This is a genomic window from Paenibacillus terrisolis (assembly GCF_056171975.1).
Genome location: NZ_JBKFGG010000043.1, coordinates 18,033 through 39,446 on the forward strand (window position 1 = coordinate 18,033; position 21,414 = coordinate 39,446).

At 52.0% G+C, this 21,414-nt stretch carries 16 protein-coding genes; 4 read left to right on the plus strand and 12 right to left on the minus strand.

Features of this window, described 5'->3' with window-relative positions; all coding sequences use genetic code 11:
- Window positions 1-23 precede the first annotated feature (23 nt).
- The 3 genes from ACI48K_RS23260 to ACI48K_RS23270 form a co-directional block, all read right to left on the minus strand.
- Entirely contained in the window at window positions 24-1,382 is a 1,359-nt protein-coding gene (locus tag ACI48K_RS23260; RefSeq protein ID WP_475030022.1) for an ABC transporter substrate-binding protein, read from the minus strand.
- 102 nt (window positions 1,383-1,484) lie between these two features.
- On the minus strand, window positions 1,485-2,273 hold the full coding sequence (locus ACI48K_RS23265; protein ID WP_475030050.1) for a carbohydrate ABC transporter permease: 789 nt from the start codon (window positions 2,271-2,273) through the stop codon (window positions 1,485-1,487).
- Between the two features lie 60 nt (window positions 2,274-2,333).
- Window positions 2,334-3,275, minus strand: a complete 942-nt coding sequence (locus tag ACI48K_RS23270) for a carbohydrate ABC transporter permease (RefSeq protein ID WP_475030023.1) — start codon at window positions 3,273-3,275, stop codon at window positions 2,334-2,336.
- A gap of 415 nt (window positions 3,276-3,690) precedes the next feature.
- Between ACI48K_RS23270 and ACI48K_RS23275 the strand changes: the two genes are divergently transcribed.
- The 4 genes from ACI48K_RS23275 (at window position 3,691) to ACI48K_RS23290 (ending at window position 8,508) form a co-directional block, all read left to right on the plus strand.
- Window positions 3,691-4,479: an SDR family oxidoreductase gene (locus tag ACI48K_RS23275; RefSeq protein WP_475030024.1), complete on the plus strand. Its 789-nt coding sequence runs from the start codon at window positions 3,691-3,693 to the stop codon at window positions 4,477-4,479.
- A gap of 109 nt (window positions 4,480-4,588) precedes the next feature.
- On the plus strand, window positions 4,589-6,337 hold the full coding sequence (locus ACI48K_RS23280; RefSeq protein ID WP_475030025.1) for an ABC transporter ATP-binding protein: 1,749 nt from the start codon (window positions 4,589-4,591) through the stop codon (window positions 6,335-6,337).
- A complete protein-coding gene (locus tag ACI48K_RS23285; protein ID WP_475030026.1) occupies window positions 6,327-8,162 on the plus strand; it encodes an ABC transporter ATP-binding protein in 1,836 nt (611 codons plus the stop codon). Before ACI48K_RS23280 ends, ACI48K_RS23285 begins: the two co-directional genes overlap by 11 nt.
- Window positions 8,163-8,349: 187 nt before the next feature.
- Window positions 8,350-8,508 carry a hypothetical protein gene (locus ACI48K_RS23290; RefSeq protein ID WP_475030027.1) on the plus strand — a complete coding sequence of 53 codons (159 nt, stop codon included), beginning with the start codon at window positions 8,350-8,352 and terminating at the stop codon, window positions 8,506-8,508.
- A 461-nt stretch (window positions 8,509-8,969) separates the two neighbouring features.
- Here ACI48K_RS23290 and ACI48K_RS23295 read toward each other — a convergent pair whose 3' ends face one another.
- From ACI48K_RS23295 to ACI48K_RS23335, 9 genes are all read right to left on the minus strand, one after another.
- On the minus strand, window positions 8,970-10,718 hold the full coding sequence (locus tag ACI48K_RS23295; protein WP_475030028.1) for a methyl-accepting chemotaxis protein: 1,749 nt from the start codon (window positions 10,716-10,718) through the stop codon (window positions 8,970-8,972).
- A gap of 1,042 nt (window positions 10,719-11,760) precedes the next feature.
- The gene (locus tag ACI48K_RS23300) at window positions 11,761-12,744 is read right to left on the minus strand and encodes a Gfo/Idh/MocA family protein (RefSeq protein ID WP_475030029.1); all 984 of its coding nucleotides are present in this window, start codon (window positions 12,742-12,744) and stop codon (window positions 11,761-11,763) included.
- A gap of 31 nt (window positions 12,745-12,775) precedes the next feature.
- Window positions 12,776-13,858 carry a Gfo/Idh/MocA family protein gene (locus tag ACI48K_RS23305; RefSeq protein ID WP_475030030.1) on the minus strand — a complete coding sequence of 361 codons (1,083 nt, stop codon included), beginning with the start codon at window positions 13,856-13,858 and terminating at the stop codon, window positions 12,776-12,778.
- Entirely contained in the window at window positions 13,855-14,535 is a 681-nt protein-coding gene (locus ACI48K_RS23310) for a hypothetical protein (RefSeq protein ID WP_475030031.1), read from the minus strand. Before ACI48K_RS23310 ends, ACI48K_RS23305 begins: the two co-directional genes overlap by 4 nt.
- A gap of 8 nt (window positions 14,536-14,543) precedes the next feature.
- The gene (locus tag ACI48K_RS23315) at window positions 14,544-15,488 is read right to left on the minus strand and encodes a sugar phosphate isomerase/epimerase family protein (protein ID WP_475030032.1); all 945 of its coding nucleotides are present in this window, start codon (window positions 15,486-15,488) and stop codon (window positions 14,544-14,546) included.
- Window positions 15,489-15,493: 5 nt separating this feature from the next.
- Window positions 15,494-16,363 carry a carbohydrate ABC transporter permease gene (locus ACI48K_RS23320; RefSeq protein ID WP_475030051.1) on the minus strand — a complete coding sequence of 290 codons (870 nt, stop codon included), beginning with the start codon at window positions 16,361-16,363 and terminating at the stop codon, window positions 15,494-15,496.
- 26 nt (window positions 16,364-16,389) lie between these two features.
- Window positions 16,390-17,295: an ABC transporter permease gene (locus ACI48K_RS23325; RefSeq protein ID WP_475030033.1), complete on the minus strand. Its 906-nt coding sequence runs from the start codon at window positions 17,293-17,295 to the stop codon at window positions 16,390-16,392.
- Window positions 17,292-18,878, minus strand: coding sequence for an extracellular solute-binding protein (locus ACI48K_RS23330; RefSeq protein WP_475030034.1), 1,587 nt, complete (start codon window positions 18,876-18,878; stop codon window positions 17,292-17,294). Before ACI48K_RS23330 ends, ACI48K_RS23325 begins: the two co-directional genes overlap by 4 nt.
- A 211-nt stretch (window positions 18,879-19,089) precedes the next feature.
- The gene (locus ACI48K_RS23335) at window positions 19,090-21,309 is read right to left on the minus strand and encodes a helix-turn-helix domain-containing protein (protein ID WP_475030035.1); all 2,220 of its coding nucleotides are present in this window, start codon (window positions 21,307-21,309) and stop codon (window positions 19,090-19,092) included.
- Between the last annotated feature and the right edge of the window lie 105 nt (window positions 21,310-21,414).

Sequence of the window (21,414 nt, forward strand, 5' to 3'; positions counted from 1 at the left end):
CTGAATTCATTATAATTTTTCGATTATTTGTTCGCATCTATAATTTTTTGCAGGTTGGTCTTGATATTGGTAATCGTGGTATCGATATCGGTTTTACCCAGCATATAGTTGTCGACTTCCGCGATATACGCGTTTTCAAGGTCGCCTGCGTAAGATACGGTTACCGGAGGCACCGGCAGCTTGGTCACGCTAAGCACGTTGATCAAAGAATCCTTGTCGATTTTGTCCGGAGACGGCGTGGAAGAAACGATTTCGTCAACTTCCTTGTTCAGGTCGGCTTTTTTCCATGCGGACAATTGTTTCGTCAGCGCCATGCCTTCCGTGGACAAGTAACGCAGGAACTTGTAAGATTCATCCTTATGCTTCGACGCGGAGGAAATGACGAGCGAGTCGGCACCGCCGTAAGAATAAATTTCGTCGCCCGCGTTGTTCGTTGGCCATGGAGCAAACGCCGATACGAAGGTTGCCGGGATTTTGTCCGTGCCGCCCGCTTCCGGAATCATCCATGGGCCGGTTGGCATCATGATGCCTTTTTGTTGGAAGTATTGATCCCGGTAAGGAATTTTTTGCGTAATAACGTCTTGGTAAGGCGTCGACGATTTATCGACCTTTTCCATGTTGTAGCGAAGCTCAAGCGATTGCTTCATCAGCGGATTGTCCGCGTTCAGCGTCAAGCCGTCGTCTTTCATGATGCCTTGGTTTTCAGGCGCGCTGTACAGGTTGAGCAGGAAGTAGTCCTTCCATTCATGGAAGTGAGCGCCGTAGACCTTATTGGCTCCATCGCCTGAGGTCAGCTTCTTGGCATAATCGCGGAACTCATCCCAGGTCCAGCTCTTTGGTACTTCCAGACCGGCGGCATCGAGTTTGTCTTTGTTCAGCAGAACGAACCATGGGCCGAATTTGCCCGGAAGCGAAAATCTTTTGCCGTCCACTTTTTGTTGTTCGGCTTTGTATTCGTCTTCGTATTTGACGCCTTCTTTGGCAAGATAATCATCCAGCGGCTCAAGCATGCCGTTTGCGGCTCTTTGGGCGAACGCCGGGGCGGAGTTCAAGGAGAATACGTCAAAATCTTCGCCGGATGCGTACATCAAATCGATTTTCTTAATCGTTTCGTTGGAATCGTTTTCAACAAGTGGTACGTATTCAACTTTGATGTCCGGGTTCTTCTGTTCAAAAGCATCAATCGCCGGTTGGTAGACGGCCGCTTTTTCCCAGCCCAAGAACTTGATCGTAACCGGTTCTTTGGCACCCGAGTTTGTTGAACCGCTGTTTTGATTATTCGCATTGTCCGACGCCGAATTTCCCGACCCGCCGGAACAGCCGGCCACTAGGCTTGCAGCCAGCAGCACGGCCGTCGTGAGCGACAACCATTTTCTCTTCATTGTTAACCCTCCCATATAGTTGCACAATTTGCTTGGCACCCTAAACTTACCTGATTTGCCCATTCTCTCAGAGCGTCTATTTTTACCTGTTAAGAAATATTTTTACCCTTTTACGCCGCCCATCGAAATGCCTTCGATCACTTGTTTTTGTCCAATGACGAAGATCACGATCAGCGGAAGGATGGCCGAAACGGTCCCCGCCATGATCAGCGAATAGAAAGCGCCGCTCTCCGAGGCGAACTTTTGAATGCCGATCTGGATCGTCTCCAAGTTGTCGCTGCGCAGGAAAATAAGCGGGTTCGCGTAATCGTTCCAGGTCCAGATGAACCGCAAAATCGCGTAAGTCGCCAGCGCCGGACGAACGAGCGGAACGGCGATTTGGACAAAAATCCGGCCGATGCCCGCGCCGTCTATTTTGGCGGCATCCAGGTAATCTTTATGCAGCCCGAGAAAGAACTGCCGCAGCATAAACGTCCCCAGGGCGCTGAAAGAGCCGATCAGAATGAGCCCGAGATGCGTATCGAACAAGTGAAGCCATTTGAAAATCATGAATTGCGGCACAATGATCGAATAGCTCGGAATCATGAAGGTCATCAGTACGATCATAAAGAGTACGTTTTTCCCTTTGAACTCCAGATTCGAGAATCCGAACGCCGCCATACTGGAGACCACCACGGAAATCAATGTCGTCAGTATGCTGACCTTGACGGTATTCCAATAATAGACGGCGAAGGGATGTTCCCCGAACCATACGTCGTGATAATTCTGCCGAATGTTCCAATGCTGCGGAATCCATTCGATCGGATATTTGAACACGTCCACCTCCGGCTTGAAGGAGGCTGAAATCATCCATAGAAAAGGCAGTATAAAAGCAATCCCCGCAATTGTCATCAGAAGGGTGGCAATCGTCCTGCCGGTTACGTTCCGTTTATCCACAAAGACACCCCGCTTTTAATAGTTGACCCATTTTTTCTGTCCGTACAATTGGAAGAGCGTAATTAACAGCACGAAAGCGAACAATACCCAAGCCATTGAAGAAGCGTAGCCCGTTTTCAGGTTTTCGAACGCCGTCGTGTACAAGTAGTAGGTGATCACCGACGTATGGTAAGCCGGCCGGCCCTCCGTCAACACTTTAATGATATCGAAGGATTTAAACGTACTGATGAATCCGGTGACGAGCAAAAAGAATGTCGTCGGCGATACCAGCGGGAACGTGATTCTGGTGAACCGCGTCCATGTCGTCGCTCCATCAATGTCCGCCGATTCGTACAGATCCTTCGGAATCGACTGCAGCGCCGCCATATATACGATCAGGGAGAAACCGATCCCCACCCAGATCATAATGATCATGACCGACGGCAGCGCGTAATGCATATCGGCCAGCCAGGTCGGCGGATTTTTGACACCCAAGGCCCTGAGGAACTGGTTGATCGGCCCATACGAAGGGTGGAACAGCAATTGGAACACGATCGCCACGGCCACGATACTTGAAATGTAAGGCATAAAGAAAATGACCTTAAACACATTCTTCAAGTACACCAGCTTGTCGATGACGACAGCCAGCACCAGCGAAATAATGAGCTGAATCGGAACCACCAGCAGCAAAACCAGATTATTCTTCAGCGAAATGTTAAACACCCGGTCATGGAACAGCAGCGAATAGTTTTTGAAGCCCGTAAACTTGATCCTGTCGATCCCGGCGATAAAACTCCAGTCCGTAAAGCTGAGGATCAGCGAGATCACGGTCGGAACAATCGTAAGCACGGTAAGACCGATCATCATCGGCGAAATAAACAGGTATCCCGACAACTGCTCTCCTCTTTTCCTCGACAGGCGCAGCGAAGTATTGCGCTTCGTTTTGCCCTTGCCCGTCTCGGCCAACATTTTGTTCATACCATACACCTCATTCGTACATAAGATTCATGTACAAATCATACCGAAGATGCCCAAGCGGCATAAGAAATGAAAATGACCGATTTGAAAATATATTTACTTTTCGCGAACTGGGATACAATGGAAAATAAAAGAAGAAGTTCTATATAAATTGAACCAAAAGACTGAATAGGTATAGCGGCATCCGTGTGAAATATTCTTTCGATCGCTGTTGTTCCCGGATTTCTTTGATTGTTTACATTCAGATGGAGTAGAAATCCGGTCACAAAGGCGAACGAAGCGTATGCTTAAGGTGCAGCTTTCTTTCAGAAAGCTTTTAGCTTCTGTCAGAACATTTCACACTCTTGCCAAGTTACTTTTTCATTGGTTCAAGTTATATATTAATAAGCTATAAAAACAAGGAGGTTGTCCTGACATGGACCTGTTGCTGAAGGATAAATCGGTGTTTGTGGCCGCGGCCAGCAGAGGGCTGGGCAAAGCGGTCGCGCTCCAATACGCGCGAGAGGGCGCCAAGCTGACCATTGCCAGCCGAAGCCTGGTGCAGCTTGCCGAAACGCGCGACGAGATTCATGAACTGACCGGCGTGTTGGCCGAAATCGTGAGGATGGATTTGACGAGCGGGGAAGATATCCGCCATGCGATTCATACCGCCGCCAAAACCTCCGGCGGATTGGACGTGCTGGTGACGAACGCCGGAGGGCCGCCGCCCGGCTCCTTTAAAGATATGGAAGACGCGGATTGGCAAAAGGGCTTTGAGCTCAGCCTGCTGAGTCCCATTCGCCTCATTCGCGAGGCGCTGCCCTACCTGAAAGCCGCCGGAGCCGGAAGAATCGTGAATATGGCGTCCTCTTCCGTCAAGCAGCCGATCGACGGACTGATTCTGTCCAATGTGTTTCGCACCGGGGTGCAGTCCTTGACCAAAACGTTGGCCACCGAGTTCGCCATCGACCGGATTCTGATCAACACGGTCGCACCGGGGCGGATCTCCACCGACCGGATCCTGGAACTGGACCTCAAACGGGCTGAACTGCTCAGCCAACATTTGGAGGATGTCCAGGCCGAGGCCGCCCGGCAAATTCCCCTGGGACGTCCCGGGACGCCGGAAGAATTCGCGCGCCACGTCGTATTTTACGGCTCGTTCGCCAATACCTACGTGACCGGCCAGACGCTGCTTGTGGACGGGGGTTTGGTGAAAGGATTGTAATTTTCGGGTTTGATGGTATCCCTATTTTGCCGTATGATAAAAAGGTTGAAACGAACGTGGGCGGAAAGAAACGGATCTACGGCAAAACACGGAGAGGACGGGATGCCCTATGCGGGGAAAAACATTGCTGTTCGATCATATCAAGTCGCATCTGCTGCAGTATATCTTGGCCGTGCTGTTCCTGGCGGCCGCCAATATTACCTATTCGTATTTTCCGAAGGTGCTCGGGGATTTCACGGATCAACTGCAGAAGGGCAGCTTAACGAAAAACGGCATCATGATTTACAGCTTGATTCTGGTGGGCATCGCAGTAGGTTACGGCCTCTGCTTCGGAATCGGGCAATACGTCAACCATCGTCTGGGAAGGATTTTCGAATTCCGGACCCGGCAGCAGCTGTTCCAGCACTTTACCCAATTAAGCGAGGCTTTCTTCTCCAAGAACGGGATCGGCAAGCTGCTCAGCTATGTGATGAACGATGTGACCAGCGTCCGGGAATCGATCGCCAACGGACTGAATCAAAGCATTAATGCGTCGGTATTGCTGGTTTCCGTCATCGTGATGATGGTGGTCAGCGACATACCGGCGCTTTTGATCGTGGTCTGCATTTTGCCGCTGGTCTCGATTCCTTTTATGGTGGTGCGCTTCGGCCCCCAAATTCGCGACCGCTCCCGCAAGGTGCAGGAGTCGCTGGCGGCCATGACCGAGTCGGCGGAGGAGCAGTTCGAAGGGATCAAGGTAACGAAAAGCTTCGCGGCGGAAGAAATCGCCCGCTCCCGTTTCGGAAAGACGGTCGACCGGATCCTGGACAATCAGCTCTCGCTCGTACGGATGAGCTCGCTGTTTCAGGTGCTGCTGCCTTTCGCCGGTGCGGTTTCGATGGTGATCGCGATCGCCTACGGCGGACTGCTTGTCACGCAAGGGAAGCTGTCCCTCGGCAATTTCGTCGCGCTGACCCTCTATCTGCGGATGATCATGAACCCGCTGCGGCAGATCGGCAACGTGATCAATCTGATGCAGCGCTCCCGGGCATCGGTCGACCGGCTGAACCGGCTATTGTCCGTAAAATCGGATATCCGGGAAGAGGCGGAGGCCTTGGAGCTCAAGGAACAGGATGCGGACATTGAAATCCGCGGCCTGACCTTCACTTACCCCGATGCCGGGCGTGAATCGCTTGAGGACATCCATCTCCGGCTGCAGCCGGGGAAAACGCTTGGCGTCGTCGGCCGGACGGGCAGCGGCAAAACGACGCTCGTCAAGCTGCTTCTGCGCGTGTACGACCCGCCGCGGGGAACGATGTTCATCGGCGGCAAGGATATCCGCGATCTGTCGCTGGAAAGCTTGCGAACCCAAATCGCCTACGTGCCTCAGGACGGATTCCTGTTCAGCACGACCATTCGCGACAACATTGCATTTTTTGACCGGCTATCGGAGCTGAACAAAGTTGTGCATGCCTCGAAGCTGGCCGATCTGCACGACAATATCGCCGAGTTCCCCGATAAGTTCGAAACGGAGCTCGGGGAGCGCGGGCTTACACTGTCCGGCGGGCAGCGCCAACGGACCAGCCTGGCCCGGGGCCTTATCAAGGACGCGCCGATTCTGCTCCTCGACGACAGCGTCAGTGCGGTCGACGCCGTCACGGAAACGAAGATTCTGTCCAACCTGCGCGAGGCTCGAAAAGGCAAAACGACCGTGATCATCGCTCACCGCATCAGCGCCGTTAAACATGCCGACCACATCATCGTGCTGGAAGACGGCCAGATTGTGGAGCAGGGTACGCATGAAGAGCTGCTGAAATCGGACGGTCTGTACGCCACGCTGTACGAGATTCAGGAAGGAGGGGAAAGCGATGCCGGCTAATTCGGACACCAAGAGCCCCCGGCGGTACGAAGTATCCCCGGAAAACCGGCGCAAAGCGTTCGCCGCCCTGCTATCCTACGCCAAACCTCACCGCAAAGCGTTTCTGACGGTTTTTGCCCTGACCTTCGTGGCTATTTCCGCCGATCTGCTGCAGCCTTATCTCATTAAATACGCGATCGACGAAAAAGTGCTGTTTGGCGCTTACGGTCCGCGTATCCTGCTGGGGCTGGCCCTCGCTTACCTCGTGCTTGAAGCGTTCAGCGATGCCTTCGCTTATTTTCAGGCGAACCTGCTGCAGCGAGTTGGCCAGAGCATCGTCGCTCTGCTGCGAAAGGACCTGTTCAAGCACATCACGAACCAGTCTATGTCCTTCTTCGACCGCAACTCTATGGGCGGTCTGGTCACGAACGAGTCCAGCGATACGGAGACGATCAACCAGTTTTTCACCCAGGTGCTGCTGAGTCTCGTGCGCGACGGCCTCTCTCTGATTCTGGTTGTCGTGTTTATGTTTGCGCTCGACGTGCAGCTTGCTTTATACTGCCTGATCCTATTTCCTATTATCGTAGGGATCGCCGTCGCCTTCCGCAAATACCTGCGCACCAGCTACCAGCGGGCCCGCTCGCTGCTGTCCCGGCTGATCGCTTTTACCGCGGAGAACCTGACCGGCATGAGCCTCATCCAATCCTTCCATCAGGAAAAAGAGCAGGCCTCCCGGTTTTCCGATCGCAATACCGTTTATCTGCAAGCCAACCTGCGCGAGGTTCGCGCTTCGGTGCTGTTCAACCGCTCATTCGATATTTTGGGCAACCTGTCGGTGGCCTTTGTCGTTTGGATGGGCGGTTACGCGGTTTTGGGGCATCGCATCGAGTTCGGGGTGCTGTACGCCTTCATCAGCTATATTCGCCAATTCTTCCAGCCGATCAACCAGATCACCCAGCAGTGGAACACGCTGCAGTCGACGATCGTGTCCATGGACCGGCTGTGGCGGATCTTCTCGACCGAACCCGAAGTTCAGGAGCCTAAGCCGGAAGAGACGAAGCTGCTCAGCCCGGCGGCAGTGGATGGCCGGGTCGATTTCAACCGGATCCGCTTCTCCTATACGGACGGGCAGGAGGTTCTGCATGGCCTTGACCTGCATATCCGTTCGGGCGAGTTCATCGGCATCGTCGGGACGACGGGCGCGGGCAAAAGCTCCCTCGTCAATCTGCTGACGCGCTTCTATGACGTGGATCAAGGAACCGTCGAGATCGACGGCACCGATATCCGCAAGCTGCCGCACGAATCGCTGCACCGCATCGTCGGGCTGGTTCAGCAGGACCCGTTCCTGTTCTCCGGGTCGATCATCGACAACGTCCGTCTTTTCCGGGAGGATATCAGCCGGGAAGAGGTTATCCGGGCCTGCCGGCGGATCGGCGCCCATCCGATGATCGAACGCCTCAGAGACGGATACGATACCCGGCTGTCCAACAGGGGCAGCGGGCTTTCCGCCGGAGAGCGCCAGCTGATTTCCTTCGCGCGGATTCTGGCGTTCAAGCCTAAGATCCTTATCCTTGACGAGGCCACGGCCAACCTGGACTCCCAAACGGAGCAGCTCATCCAGAATGCCCTGAATGTCGTATCCGCCGGAAGAACGACGTTGGTCATCGCGCATCGCCTCTCCACCGTGCAGCACGCGGACCGCATCATTGTCATCCAAAGCGGCCGCATCGCCGAGGAAGGAACGCATGAGGAACTGCTGAACTTTGGCGGCTATTACGCCGAGCTCATTCGCCACTCCCGAGCGGACCGGAACGGCCCGCGGAAGAAGCTTGCCCAGGGAAGTTAAGATCCAATTTTCATAATGGAACATAAAAGGCTGTCCCAAAAGTAAATGAGCTCATATGACGAACCCCTCACTTTAACTGAATAGGAATCAAAAGTGAAATGGAAGGAAGTGCCCAGGCGTTTTCCCTGCACCCTCATTTTTTCTATTGAATCTGCTCCCGCTTTTAGGCAAATCGCCGATAAACCTGATGTACGGCGCGCAAGTCCACGTACGGGCAGGCCTTGACGGCAGTCCGGTCAGCCGGAGGGAGCTCGGCATCGAGGATGAGCTGCTCCTGCGCGTCCGGGTTCAGCACCATCGGGTTCGGGACCGGCATTCTTTGACTTTGGCTGTTCGGGGACGGTAAGCGCTGAACGGGGCCGGGCTGTCCTGGCCTGGCCTGGAATCGGCAACAAGCGGCGATTTCTCGAATAACGGTATAAAATGGCCTTATTTCACTCCGAAACTGCATTTTTCTGAAAATAGCGGTGCAGAATGGTCCTATTTTCGGCAAAACGTCCAAAACCGAGGGGAAGCGGGACTTTCCGAAGAAATAAGGCCATAAAACGGTGTTATTCATCCAGAATGAGGCCTCTTCAGTAGAATAAGGCCATAAAATGCCTCTATTTCTAGTATCGGAGGAATGCGGCGTTTTGGGACGCCGTTGACCAGACCATTTGTTTTAACGCAAATCCTCGAAGTCGATCCGGTACCTGGCAGCGATCTGGCAGGTTTTTCTGTTCTGTTTGTTGTTAATGATAAGTTTTAGAGGGTGTTCTAAAGTCATCTATGATGGCCTTTGAGACACCCTCTTCCATTCCGTCCTATTTACACTTCGAATTTCGATACCATCGTCTTCAAAACAACGGCTCTCTCGTTTGTCGAATTCATGACGTGATCGATCTCCGTGGCTTTGTCGGCAACGATTGCGGATTTCTCCGCAATATTTCCGGTTCCGGCAGCTCCTTCGGAGGCGGCTAACGTCACTTCATTAATGGATGTCACGATATTTTGAATGGAGGTCAGCAGTTCTTCCGAAGTGGCGCTCAGCTCCGTCACCAGCCCGCTGATATGATACGCGTCGTCGCCGTATTGCTTCGTCGCGTTCAGCATCAGTCTGTAATCCTCCTGCACCTCGTCTCCTACATATCTCAGAAGCTCATTGGAGTTTTCAGCAAGATTGCCGACGGAATTCGTAACGACTTGCGTAATTTCCTGAATTTGCGTTGCGGTATTCTTCGAATTTTCGGCAAGCTTTCTGATTTCACCGGCGACAACGGCAAAACCTTTGCCGGCCTCTCCTGCCCTTGCCGCTTCTATGGCGGCATTCAAGGCCAGCAGATTGGTCTGATTGGTAATCTGCAATATGGCGTTCGCTAGAACGTTAATCTGCTCAACGCTCTTGGATTCCTCCAACGCCTGCTCTACTTTCTCCTTTACTTCAGCAAAAATCCTTGCTCCGCTCTCAAAGGACTTGTTGAAGTTTTTGCCCAGCTCCTCGGCCCGTTGATAAATATCGGAGGCGGAGACGGCTCCCTCCTGCATTTTTTCGGCCATATTTTCAACTGCAGCCTCAATCTGCTCGGCTGAGGCGTTCATTTCCTGAGTAGACGCCGCGGTTTCTTCCATCCCTGCCGACAGCTGTTCGGTGGTAGCCGATATCTCCTCGACTCCCTCGCAAAGCTCCGCCAGGCTGTCATTTGCCGTTTCTATGGATTTCTTTAATTCGTCGGTCTCCCCCACAACCTTGATGACGATTTCGCGGAATTCCTTTCTGGCTGCGGATTCGGCTTGTATGATTACACCGAATTCATCCTTATCGTTAAGGTACTTCTCGTAGCCGTGGTCCAGCTTCAATTCGAATTTTGCCGTCTTTTGGATCAATCTGACCGCCAGCTTGGTTCTCTTATCGATGTAAATGAAAATCATGATTCCAAAAGCAATGGAAACTGCGGCTGCGGCCGCGGAAATACCGATCATCAATACTCTCGAATTGGCGGTGAATGCTTTGTCCTCTTTGATGACATCGCTGCCGTAATCATCTATAATTTGTTCGATTTGATCCAGGTTGCTTCTTGCCGTTGTGAATGAGTCCAAATATTGCTTTTTATCTACCGGTTTATTGGCATCCATATCAAACAGCGATTTATTCGTGCTGAAGTCCTTGTCGAACGCGTCAAACAGTTCAAATACGGTCTTTTGAGAATCCTTATGCTTGTAGCCTTCAAATACGTCCTTATTCGCCATCATAATCTTCTTGGCTTCCATGACACGGTCGCTCGTCTGCTGGAGATTGTCCAGATAGTCTTTCTTGTAGGCGGCAAGCTCCTCTTCGGTGCTCGCTTTTTCCATCTCCATCCCCGCCGTTAAGGCCTGGTAATAGTCCCTGTCGGCATTGATCAGCCAGTAAGAGCTTTGATGCACCTCGTCGTAAAGACCTTTGACCAGCCGATCGGAAATCCGGTTGTTCATGTAACAAGCCAGGGTGGTGACAAGAGCCAAAGCGAGGATGGCCACGATCAGCGGCAAACTCACTTTAACTCCTATCCGGGTATTATTGAGGTTGATTCTCTTCATAACTTGCTCCCCTTTCATAATGTAATCTCGTATTTCATGAGATTATGGAAAAAGCCGGCCATCATGTTATTTTAGCCGGGTAAAAAAGCTTAATAGTTAAGAAGAGAACAACAAATACGATTCCCTGCACGGAACCTTGATATATGGTGAGTAATTTCGTTTTGGCAACCCGTAGATTCCCGGTAGAATGAAGAGAGTTCGGCGCCTGCGGCCGAGTTATGTATAAAAACAATATGAATTTCTTGGCGAAACGAAAAAATGATGTCCGACAAATGTTATGTAACACGGCACTCTACAATGGGATGGCCAAAATTGCAAGAATGCTAGCAAAAACAGTGCTAATACGCTGTACGGAATACTTGCTATAAAGAGTAGAAGAAGAGTCAAAAACAATGACGATCTTCTTATGTAAAGAATACGCAGTTTCGACATTTTTTTCAATACTTCGACATAAATTTCGTTTTCAACTTTCGTTATTTGAACGCAGAAGGAGGTTATCCGAGAAGATGAGCTCGATGAGTTTGACGGAGATCTGGATGTGGTTTCAAAACTCGATGTGGTTTTCAAAAAATGCTGTAACGGACCGGAGTGACGTTATTTGCGCGAAAATGGGAGGTTTACAATTCTAACGGATCTGAGAAGTGTTATTTAGGGGAAAATGGGCCGATTTGCGCTCATTGGTGATAAATAACGACTGTGGAGTCCGTTAGATTGGTAACTCGCCGAAAAATGCGGGAATAACGTCAATACGATTCGTTACAGGTGAGCGACGATTCTATTGCCGAGCATGGTCGGGGATGCTTACCGATTTCCGTGATGATACCGCCGCTGCTACTTGACTCGGCTTTTTACCGATCCGGTTTCGCCCCATGCAGCGTCGGTGTCGGTGTAACATCAGCATAGCATCCACCATCAGTGGGCATCGCCATAACTTGTATAAATACTTAGAGCAAAGAGACCGTTCCCTGGTCATCAATGATGACTGGGGGACGGCCTCTTTGCTCTTTGCCTTTTGGTTCCCAAATTCAGGGCTGGGACTACGCTAGGACAACTTCACGGCCGCACCCAAGCTGGCCGACAGATTGGAGGCTTCCATCAAACGGGTCAGATCAAGCGCCAGTTCCGTATTCTGCGTTGCCTCGGTTCCTTCCGAGATATGGGTCACCCACTGCTCCATGGCCGACGGCAGCGCCTCCGGCAGCGGCCATTCCATGACAGAATTTTCGCCATTCGCCGAGCTGGCGACAATCAGCTTGCGGGTTTGGAGGGAAAACATCATGCTTCCTTCCGTGCCGTGGGCTTCAAGTGTAAACGGCGACAACGGGTTCACGAAACCTGCCTCGACGATGCCAAGCGCGCCGCTCGGGTAACGAAGCACGGTGACGGCGTTGTCTTCCACCTCGCGGCCGGTCACATAGCCGTAGCTGGCGCTGACGCTCTCCGGCATACCGAGCAGCAGGCGGGTCAGATACATCGGATGACAGCCGAGATCGATCATCGCCCCGCCCGCGCATTGCTCCAGGCTGTAAAAGTAAGGCGGCAGGCCCGTTTCCGACAGCGCGCCTTTATGGGCCATTCTTACGCGTACCTGAGTCAGCCGGCCAAGCAAACCTTTGGCGATCACCTCTTGCGCAGCCTGCGCGAATGGAGTGTTCAGCCGGGGCAGGGACACCATCAGCTTTACGTCCGCCTCCTCGACCGCAGTCAAAATCTCATCGCACTCTTTAGCGGTAGGAGCAAGCACCTTTTCCGTGAAAATATGCTTGCCTGCCTTAGCCGCGGCTATAATGACGTCACGGTGCATGGTCGTCGGGGTTGTGACGATCACGGCATCAATGTCCGGCCGGGCCAGCAGTTCCTCCAAATTGCCGTAAAAGGGCACGTGGAGCGTATCCGCCTGCAGCCTGCCCCGCAGCGGATCCTCGTCCCACAAGGCTTTAATGGCGATTTCCGGATGCTTCTCCGCCTCCAGCGCATAATCCTTGGCATGAACATGCCAATAGCTCAATATCGCGGTGTTGATCATTACCGCTCTTCCTCCTTCGACTCCCTCAATATTAGTCAAAATAAACCGCATCTCCGGAGCGATTGGACTCGTAGATCGCTTCGATGATTTCGGAAACGACGCAAGCCTGCTCGGGCAAAACCATCGGCGCCGTGTCATTGATGATCGACTCGATCCAGAGGCGGCACTCCTTTTCATGCATGCTTTCCTTGCGGCCGTCGAAGAAGTCCGCACCTTTGACATCAAACTGAATGTTGTTGGCGTACAGACGGCCGTACTTCTCGCCGTTGATCCGCAGCGTCTCCTTGACGTCCGCTCCGCCCTCGGTACCGCACAGCGTATAAATCGCCTCTCGCGTATCCAGCATGTTCAGCGCCCAGCTTGATTCCACCATCAGGGTCGCGCCGTTCTTCATGACGACCATCCCGAACGCCGAATCCTCCACCGTAAACTTGTCCGGGTCCCAGGCTCCGCCGGCGTTGGCCGACTGCTTGCGCTGCGACAGCTTTTGGTAAGTGGTGCCCAGCACGACGCGCGGTTCGTAATTATTCATCAGCCAGAGCGTCAGGTCGAGCGCATGCGTACCGATATCAATCAAAGGGCCGCCGCCTTGCTTGTCCTTATCCAGAAAAACGCCCCACGTCGGTACGCCCCGTCTGCGAAGCGCATGTGCTTTGGCAAAATAAATATCGCCCAGCTCTCCATTCTCGCACATTTGCTTCATGAACAGGCTGTCCGGACGAAAGCGGTTGTTATAGCCGATCGTCAGCTTCTTGCCGGTGCGGCGCGCCGCCTCTACCATACGGCGGGCATCCGCGGCGGTCTTGGCCATCGGCTTCTCGCACATCACATGCTTGCCCGCTTCCAGCGCTGCGATGGAGATTTCGGCATGGGCGTCGTTAGGGGTGCACACATGTACGACATCGATCGAAGGATCAGCCAGCAACTCGCGGTAATCCGCGTACACCTTAGCATCCGCGGCACCGAATTTCTCCGCGGCTTGCTTGGCCCGTTCGGGCACAATATCCGCGAATGAGCTCAGTATGACTTGCTCCTGCTTGCTGAGACACGGCAAATGCTTGCCGAATGCGATGGATCCACAGCCGATAACGCCAATTTTCAGTTTTTCCGTCATTGATTGGTTCCTCCTTCTTGTTCGAGCAATTCGATTTCTGCGAGTCTTTCCTTGATACGAACAGGTACTTCCGCATGCAGCTGCGCCCAGGTTGTATACAATGCGGGATCGATCCGGTATTCCGTAAATTCCATGGATGGCTTGAAGCGGCGAGTGCGCAAATACCGCTCTACCAGACGGTCGGTTTCGTCATCGGTGGAATACACCCCGTCGAACGGTCCGGTCACGAGCAGTCCGCGTCTGCCGGCATATTCATCCGTAGCGGACATCAGATCCGGGATCAGATAGAACATGTCGGGTTGCGGCATGAATGCGTGTTTTCCGGGTTGGGAATACAGTTTGACGTGAGTACCGTCCACCAGATTGCTGCGATCGTGAAGGAGCCCCTTGAAATGTCTGCCGTGAAAGCTGGCGTCGCAATCCAACACTTCGCCGTCATGCCCGACATAAACCCACACATGCTCAAGCTCGTATAGATGCTGAATATCGTAGTCCCAATAGATCGCATATTCGATCACATATTGAAGCCGGGGATCATCAAACACAAACGTTCTGCGCGTTGATGGCGACGGCCCCGCTTCTTCCAGTACCGTAATGCCGACACGCACAGGGAAAAACGGCTCGTTGTTGTCGAAATAAATATAAGGAGCATACTTGGCAATCCACTCGTTGTTCATGGTGATCTCTATCCCTCCAAAGAAGCTATTTTTTCCGTGATTACCCGATGGCTTCGTTCGATTTCTTCGGGCAGGCATTGCGCCTTCAGCTCATAAACCTTGATTGGCGCATCCTTTATAACGTTAAGAAAATGGTCAAAATAATCGTTCCCGCTATGGACATACGGACACCAGTGATCCGACAATCCGATCGTCTCGTGAATGTGCACGCCGACGATCTTGGAAGCCACATCCCGGAGATCGACCAAATTGTCGTACAGCCCCATCCGATCCATCATCATGGCGTGTCCGATATCATACCAAAGCCCGACGGGGCTGCCTTTCAGACTGTCAATGAGCCAGTTGGCTTCCCGAAGCGTCGGAATCTGATAGCAGCGGGCTCTCGTTTCGATGCCGACAGCAACCGGATAGCCTTTTCGGGCAATAAATTCGCTGATTTCTTCCAGGCTCCGCCGAATCCGTTCCAGGGAAAAGGGGCTTAGCCTGTCCCGCCGTTCCGCCATTTCCCGCCACAGCGCGGCGTATTCCTCCGAATCCCTGCCATGCTCTTGATAGATTTTCTTAAGCTGCGCATCCACATTGACCGGGAACGAAACTTCCCCGGGATGCACGACCACCGCTTCAGCGCCGTACCGGGCGGCATATTCGACAGACTGCTTCAGTAGTTCAACCGCCCGCAAGCGTCTCGGTTCATCCTCGTAGCCCAGCATGGCCGAATCCGTGTCATATTCTTTGTCGTCTATGAAGGGAAAGGCGTGATGTACGCTGGATATGAGGACATCTCCGTTTGCGATCATCGGCTCGATCGTTTCCAGATGCTCCCGCGTGACGTTGTAATTAAGCTCAACCCGGCCGAAGCCGAGAGCCATGATCTCTTCGATCATCGCTCTCCCTTCCCGGTGTTTCCTGATATTCCAGCAGGTAGAGAATGAAAATTCGCGCTTATTTATCACAAGGCCTACTCCTTTACGGATCCCAGCATGGCGCCGGAAATGAAATACCTTTGCAGCCAGGGATACACTACGAGAATCGGTACGGTAGCGAACATGATGCTCGCCGCTTTGATGCTCTCCGGCAGTACCGAAATAAGCTGTTCTCCCTGCATGGACAAGGGATCATTGGTCATGCTGTTCATGACAATCTGGTACAGCTTTAGCTGGATCGGGTACAGCTTGGGATCGGTAATGTACATCAAAGCATCCATGAAGCCGTTCCACCGGCCGACGGCATAAAACAAACTGAGCGTGGCGATCGCCGGCATGGAAAGCGGCAAAATAATCCGGGCCAGCGTTTGAAAATGGCTGCTTCCATCGATCTCGGCAGCCTCCGACAAACTGCTCGGGATCGAGCGAATAAATGTGATGAGAATAATGAGAAAAAACGGATTCATCATCGTTGGCAAAATCAGCGATCCGATATGATTCGTCAGATGCAAGCTTCTGATCAGCAAATAATCGGGAATCGTACCTCCGCTGAAAAACATGGTGAGAACAATCAGAAACATGAAAATTTTTCGTCCCCGCAGCCGCTTCGACAATGAATAGGCGGCCGCGATCGTCATCAGCATGGCCAGGCCGGTATAGCCCGCCGTCAGCAGCAGCGTCAGTCCCAGCGATCTTACCATCGTGTTGTCCTGAAAGATTTTCCGGTAGGCTTCGATCGTGAGATCGAGCGGAATCACGGTCACCTCTCCGGACAGAATGGCGCGGTTGGAGCTAAGCGACATGGACGCGATGTGCAAAAGGGGCGCGAGGCACAAAATGACGAATACGGCGATCAAGCCCATGTTGAAGAACCGGAAAAGCCGATCCCCCGTTGTCCGGGCCATCCTCTGTCGATGGTTTACAGCGCTCATCAGAACACTCCGTTTTCCGTTATTTTTTTGGCGATATAATTCGCGGACAGCAGCAGCACGATGCCAAGCACGGCCTGAAACAAACCGACGGCGGTGGCAATCGAGTAATCGCCCGTCTGGATCCCCGTTTTATATACGAAGGTGCTGATCACTTCCGAAAAATCGCGGACGCTCACATTACCGATGACATACGGCCGGTCGAAGCCGATCTGGACAATTTCCCCGATCTTGAGAATGAGCAGAACGATAATCGTCGGCCGGATGCCCGGGAGCGTCACCGACCACATTTTGCGCAGCCGCCCCGCCCCATCGACGGCGGCGGCCTCGTACAGCTCGGTATTCACCCCGGTGATGGCGGCCAAATAAATGATCGTTCCCCAGCCCGCGCTTTGCCATACGCCGACAGCCAAATACGTAATCAACCAATTGTATTTGTCCGTCAGGAACGGAACCGGATCGAAGCCAAGATAACCAAGCAGCAAATTGACAATGCCCGTATTCGTGGCAAACACCTGGTACATGATGCCTCCGATAATGACCCAGGACAGAAAGTGCGGCAGGTACAGCGCCGTTTGCGCGAATTTTTTAAACCGGCGTCCGGTCAATTCGTTGAGCAGCAGCGCAAGCACGATGGGAGCGGGAAAGGATACGAGCAGATCCAGCAAGTTCAGCATGAAGGTGTTCCTAAGCGCTTCATAGAAGCTGCTCATGCCAAACACTTCCCGGAAAACATCCAGACCGACCCAGGGGCTGCCGCCCACGCCTTTGAACAGATTGTAGTCCTTAAAAGCGATCAGAATTCCGTACATGGGACCATACTTAAAAACCAGAAAGTAAGCGAGCGGCAGGATCAATAAAACGTACAATTGCCAATGGCGATAGAAGTAAAGTCCGAAAGATCTCATTTCTTCATCGTCTTAAAGGCTTCCGTGCGTTCCTGCTGGATAGCGTCGCCGCCGCTGGCCATGTAGTCCTTCAGCAGATCATCGTAGACTTTGTTGAAATCCGCCGGTTTTGCCATAATGCTCTTGACGATGAGCTCGTTGTATTTATCCTGCAGCGTCGGAATGTACTTGTTCTCGGCTTCGATCGGAGTCGTAAAATTCGCATAGTTGATCGTGTCCGTCAGCGACATTTTGTAGGCATCTTTCACATATTGCTGAAATTGTTCAGGTACGGCCGCAGCGGCAGCTTCCCAGTTTTTCTCGTCGCTGCCGAAATCCTCGCCTTGGGTAATCATTACAATATCGTTGGAATTGTACATCCGTTTGCTCGTTTCGTCGGAATCGGAGCGGTGAGGCAGACCGTCCACCAGTGTGTAGTCCTCTCCTTCAACTCCGTTCATCAGCGTAAACAATACGTCCGGCTGAGCCATCCAGTCCAAATATTTGATGGCTTCCACTCCGCGCTTGCTTGACGCCGGAATCATCAGGTAAAAACCTGTCGGATCGTACTCCGGCTTCAGATGTTTGCCCGCATTGTTGGTGTAAGGATCGATAGGGACGAGTTCTGATCCGGAAACGTTCTGCGTCAACACTTTGGCAATGCCGGGGGTGTCGTTGTAGCTGTTGCCCAGATTATCGCTGTACATGCCGACTTTGCCGGTCATCACATCCTGAAAAACCTGTTTCTCATCCTTATCGAGCGCAAAGTCCGGACTCAACAGACCCTCGTTATAGAGCTTGTTGAGAAACTGAACCGCATCTTTGTGGCCGGGCAGCAGCAGAGGGTAACCCAAGCTTTCCGACAATGTATAGCGCTGCTCGTCCGTGAGTCCGTCCTGGATGAAGGACCACACGATCGGCTCGATGGACGCCGGGGTCAGCGAGAAGCCCAGCGGAATAACTTTGCCGCCCGTTTGACCTGGATCCTTTTCTTTGAAAGCTTTCAAGGTTTGATAAACTTCGTCGGTCGTCTTCGGCATCGGCAGGCCCAGCTTGTCCAGCCAGTCCTTGCGGATCAGGTTTTCATATTTGCCCGTATTGACCCGCAGTCCCGGGATCGAGTACTGGACACCTTCAACCTTGCCGCGATCCAGCGTGGAAGCCAGATATTTCTTCAGGTTCGGCCCGTACTGGTCAATGAGCGAATCTAGCGCCAGCAGACCGCCGTCCTTGGCATAGCCGTATGAGGTGAGAACATTGGTGTTGGCGAATACGATATCCGGCGCATCGCCGCTGGACATCATGACATTCACTTTATCGGTGGCGTCGGTACGCGGAATCGGCACAAATTCTACTTTAATATTATTGGGGTCGCCAAAATTCTTCTGCACATAATCGGTCCAATAATTGTCCGTGACCGTAACCCCCGCCGGCGAATTGCCTCTGTCGAAAATACCCACCTTAAGCGTAACCTGCTCCGTCTTGGTCGCGGGCTTCTCCGACGACGACGCCGGAGCCCCGTTATTGGCGGCCGGCGAACATCCTGCCAGCAAACCCGTTATTGCGACAACCGATAGAACGTAACTCCACACTTTCTTCCTCATAATTCACCTCGCCATAAGTTTTGACTGCAATTACGTTATAGCGTCTTTTGGACAAGCTGAACAATTTACATGTTTCCGTGGGATATACAAAAAAGCAGATTGGCCGCCGGCCGTCAAATCAGCTGCGGAACATACCAAATTCAGCGAACAAACGAATTTCAGCAAGCATAAGAAAAGCCCAAAACCGCGCGGCAAGGGCTCATTGTACATATTAAGATCCGGTCTTGCTTCGTCCTTGCTGCATCCGTCTGCGGTAATCCCCGGGGGACACGCCCACCATTTTCTTGAAGATTCTTCCGAAAGAAATCGTATGCTCGTAACCGACTTCCCGGGAAATCTCGTTGATCGATTTGTCGCTTTCGCGCAGCAATTTTTGCGCCTGGCCGACACGCAGCCCGATCAGAAAATCGACAAACTTGACGTCGAACTCCTCTTTAAATAATTGGCTGGCGTATTTTCCGTTAATCCCGAACCGTTCGCTGATATGATTCAGAGACAAATCGGGATCGTCGTAATGGTCCTCGATATACTTTTTGATTTCGTAAATCAGATGGTCTTTGCTTCCGGACTCCAGAAAACCGGTATATTTATCGTACAGCTTCCCAATCAGCGACTCGTACAGGCCCCTGATTTCCGTCATCGATTCGCGCTCCGCGAGCGCCCCGATCATCTTGGGATAAGTAACGTCCTGCCAATATTCGTTGATTTCCGGCGATATCTCTTCCATCTCCCGGGCGAAACGGTGCATCAAATAATTTAGGAGCAGCTGCATTTCGTCGTTCCTCAGCACCTGTTCTCCCAAATGATCGAAAATTCGGGCGAAATCGTTCCGCCATTCCGGCGACGGAATCCTGAAGTGGTGGATCATGTCCTCCAGCCATTTATAGTAGAGCGAATTAACGGCGTTCTCCCTGTCTTTGATTTCCCGGTAAATAATGATCCGGTTGTTGCCCGCCGTCATTTTAAATTGCAGCGCGGAGAGAGCATCGCGGTAAGACGCCTTGATTTTGGATAAATCGTCAACCGGTGAGCCAACGCCTATCGTTATGGAAAAAATCAGTTCTTCTTCTGCCCGCTTGCGCAGCTTTTCAAATACGTTTTCGGCGGAAAACAAGTCGTTCCCGTCTTCCGGCTGAACGCCAATGATCAGGGCCAACCGGTCGCCGGATATCCATTCCGTATAGACCCTTTTTCCTCCGGAATCCGCTATCGACTCGATTTCCCTTTCCAGCCTCTCCTTTGACGCGAGCAGTTCCTCCGGATTTTGGCGCAGCAACGGAACGTACTTGTCGATCTCCATAATGGCCAAAATAAGACTGCACGGCGTTTGCGGCAGCCCAAACAATTGAGCATACTCCTGCCATTCTTGCATGGGCACGGAATTCTCATCATCCTGAAGCTCAATGAAAAATTGCTTGCGTTTGACACGAAGGTTCTCCGCCTGCTGCCGATCCATCTGATCCATACGCGTCAGCATAGTATCGAATGCCTGTTCAATGATCGAAAACTCATCCCGCCCCGGCGTTTTCTCCTCATGCTGATAAGTAGAGACCCGCCGTACCATATTTTCGATCGGCCTATAGTTTCTTCGAGTGATATACATGATCAAAGCAATGACGGCAATTAAAGCGAGCACAATGATCGCCAAAGGAATCAAGGACAATATGGCGGCCTGGCCAATTAGATTGCCGCCTGTCGTTCCGCTTGAAAATTGCCAGCCGATGTAACCGGAATTCAAAGAAGTGAGCGGTTTCGATCTGGAGCCGGCCGGACTGGTCGAATAGATCAAATTCCCCTGCTCATCAAAAATGTTCATGAAGCTCCGAACACCGCTCCTTAGCTTTCCGGCCATCGATAAAAGAGGACCCGCTTTCACATTAAGTACAATAATCCCCTCGTCGCCGATGTTCTTGGTTATGGAAATGATTCGCTCTGGGGGATCAATAAGCGGAAACTCGGAATAGGAGCGGATTGACGACCAATGATCGTTTTGCGGATGACTTTGCAGGCCGAGCACAAACGATTTGTCCTGAAAATCGGCAAGCTTTTTGATGTACCCTCCCGTTAATACCATTCCGTCTCTTTTTCTGTAAAAGTAAACTGACTGTATCAACGGATTATTGCGAATTTTGGATATTTGGCTGGAGGCCTTGTAGTTAATCAGATTGGATTCATAAGTGCTCCCGTTAAAAAAATCGTTGATCGCTTCGTTTTTAACCATTTGGTTGGCGAGCGTCAGTTCAATATTTTTCAAAGCGGACGTCATGCCGTCCATCACATGGTTCGCATACGTGTCGCTGGCCTTTTGGTTCTCCCGGATTAAATTGCCGTACGTAATCGCATAGGTAATCGAAATAATAACCGCTCCGGAAACGAAGAGGATCACGAAGTGGGAAAGAAGCAGACGCTTGTACCATTTTTTATTTCCCATGACATCCCCCATCCTTCCAACTTTCCTGTTATCGTCATAGGTTAAATAAGCCTACCAACATTATCATAGCTGTGCAGTGTTAACGCAGTATTGCTCATCCTAAAA

Excerpts from the sequence above, each read along its gene's own strand:
- ACI48K_RS23290 (WP_475030027.1), top strand. The coding sequence starts at position 8,350 with ATGTACGGCGCGCAAGTCCACGTACGGGCAGGCCTTGACGGCAGTCCG.
- ACI48K_RS23310 (WP_475030031.1), bottom strand. The coding sequence starts at position 14,535 with ATGAACAACGAGTGGATTGCCAAGTATGCTCCTTATATTTATTTCGAC.
- ACI48K_RS23295 (WP_475030028.1), bottom strand. The coding sequence starts at position 10,718 with ATGAAGAGAATCAACCTCAATAATACCCGGATAGGAGTTAAAGTGAGT.
- ACI48K_RS23265 (WP_475030050.1), bottom strand. The coding sequence starts at position 2,273 with ATGACAATTGCGGGGATTGCTTTTATACTGCCTTTTCTATGGATGATT.
- ACI48K_RS23285 (WP_475030026.1), top strand. The coding sequence starts at position 6,327 with ATGCCGGCTAATTCGGACACCAAGAGCCCCCGGCGGTACGAAGTATCC.
- ACI48K_RS23260 (WP_475030022.1), bottom strand. The coding sequence starts at position 1,382 with ATGAAGAGAAAATGGTTGTCGCTCACGACGGCCGTGCTGCTGGCTGCA.
- ACI48K_RS23320 (WP_475030051.1), bottom strand. The coding sequence starts at position 16,363 with ATGGCCCGGACAACGGGGGATCGGCTTTTCCGGTTCTTCAACATGGGC.
- ACI48K_RS23335 (WP_475030035.1), bottom strand. The coding sequence starts at position 21,309 with ATGGGAAATAAAAAATGGTACAAGCGTCTGCTTCTTTCCCACTTCGTG.
- ACI48K_RS23300 (WP_475030029.1), bottom strand. The coding sequence starts at position 12,744 with ATGATCAACACCGCGATATTGAGCTATTGGCATGTTCATGCCAAGGAT.
- ACI48K_RS23325 (WP_475030033.1), bottom strand. The coding sequence starts at position 17,295 with ATGAGATCTTTCGGACTTTACTTCTATCGCCATTGGCAATTGTACGTT.
- ACI48K_RS23330 (WP_475030034.1), bottom strand. The coding sequence starts at position 18,878 with ATGAGGAAGAAAGTGTGGAGTTACGTTCTATCGGTTGTCGCAATAACG.
- ACI48K_RS23270 (WP_475030023.1), bottom strand. The coding sequence starts at position 3,275 with ATGAACAAAATGTTGGCCGAGACGGGCAAGGGCAAAACGAAGCGCAAT.
- ACI48K_RS23280 (WP_475030025.1), top strand. The coding sequence starts at position 4,589 with ATGCGGGGAAAAACATTGCTGTTCGATCATATCAAGTCGCATCTGCTG.
- ACI48K_RS23305 (WP_475030030.1), bottom strand. The coding sequence starts at position 13,858 with ATGACGGAAAAACTGAAAATTGGCGTTATCGGCTGTGGATCCATCGCA.
- ACI48K_RS23275 (WP_475030024.1), top strand. The coding sequence starts at position 3,691 with ATGGACCTGTTGCTGAAGGATAAATCGGTGTTTGTGGCCGCGGCCAGC.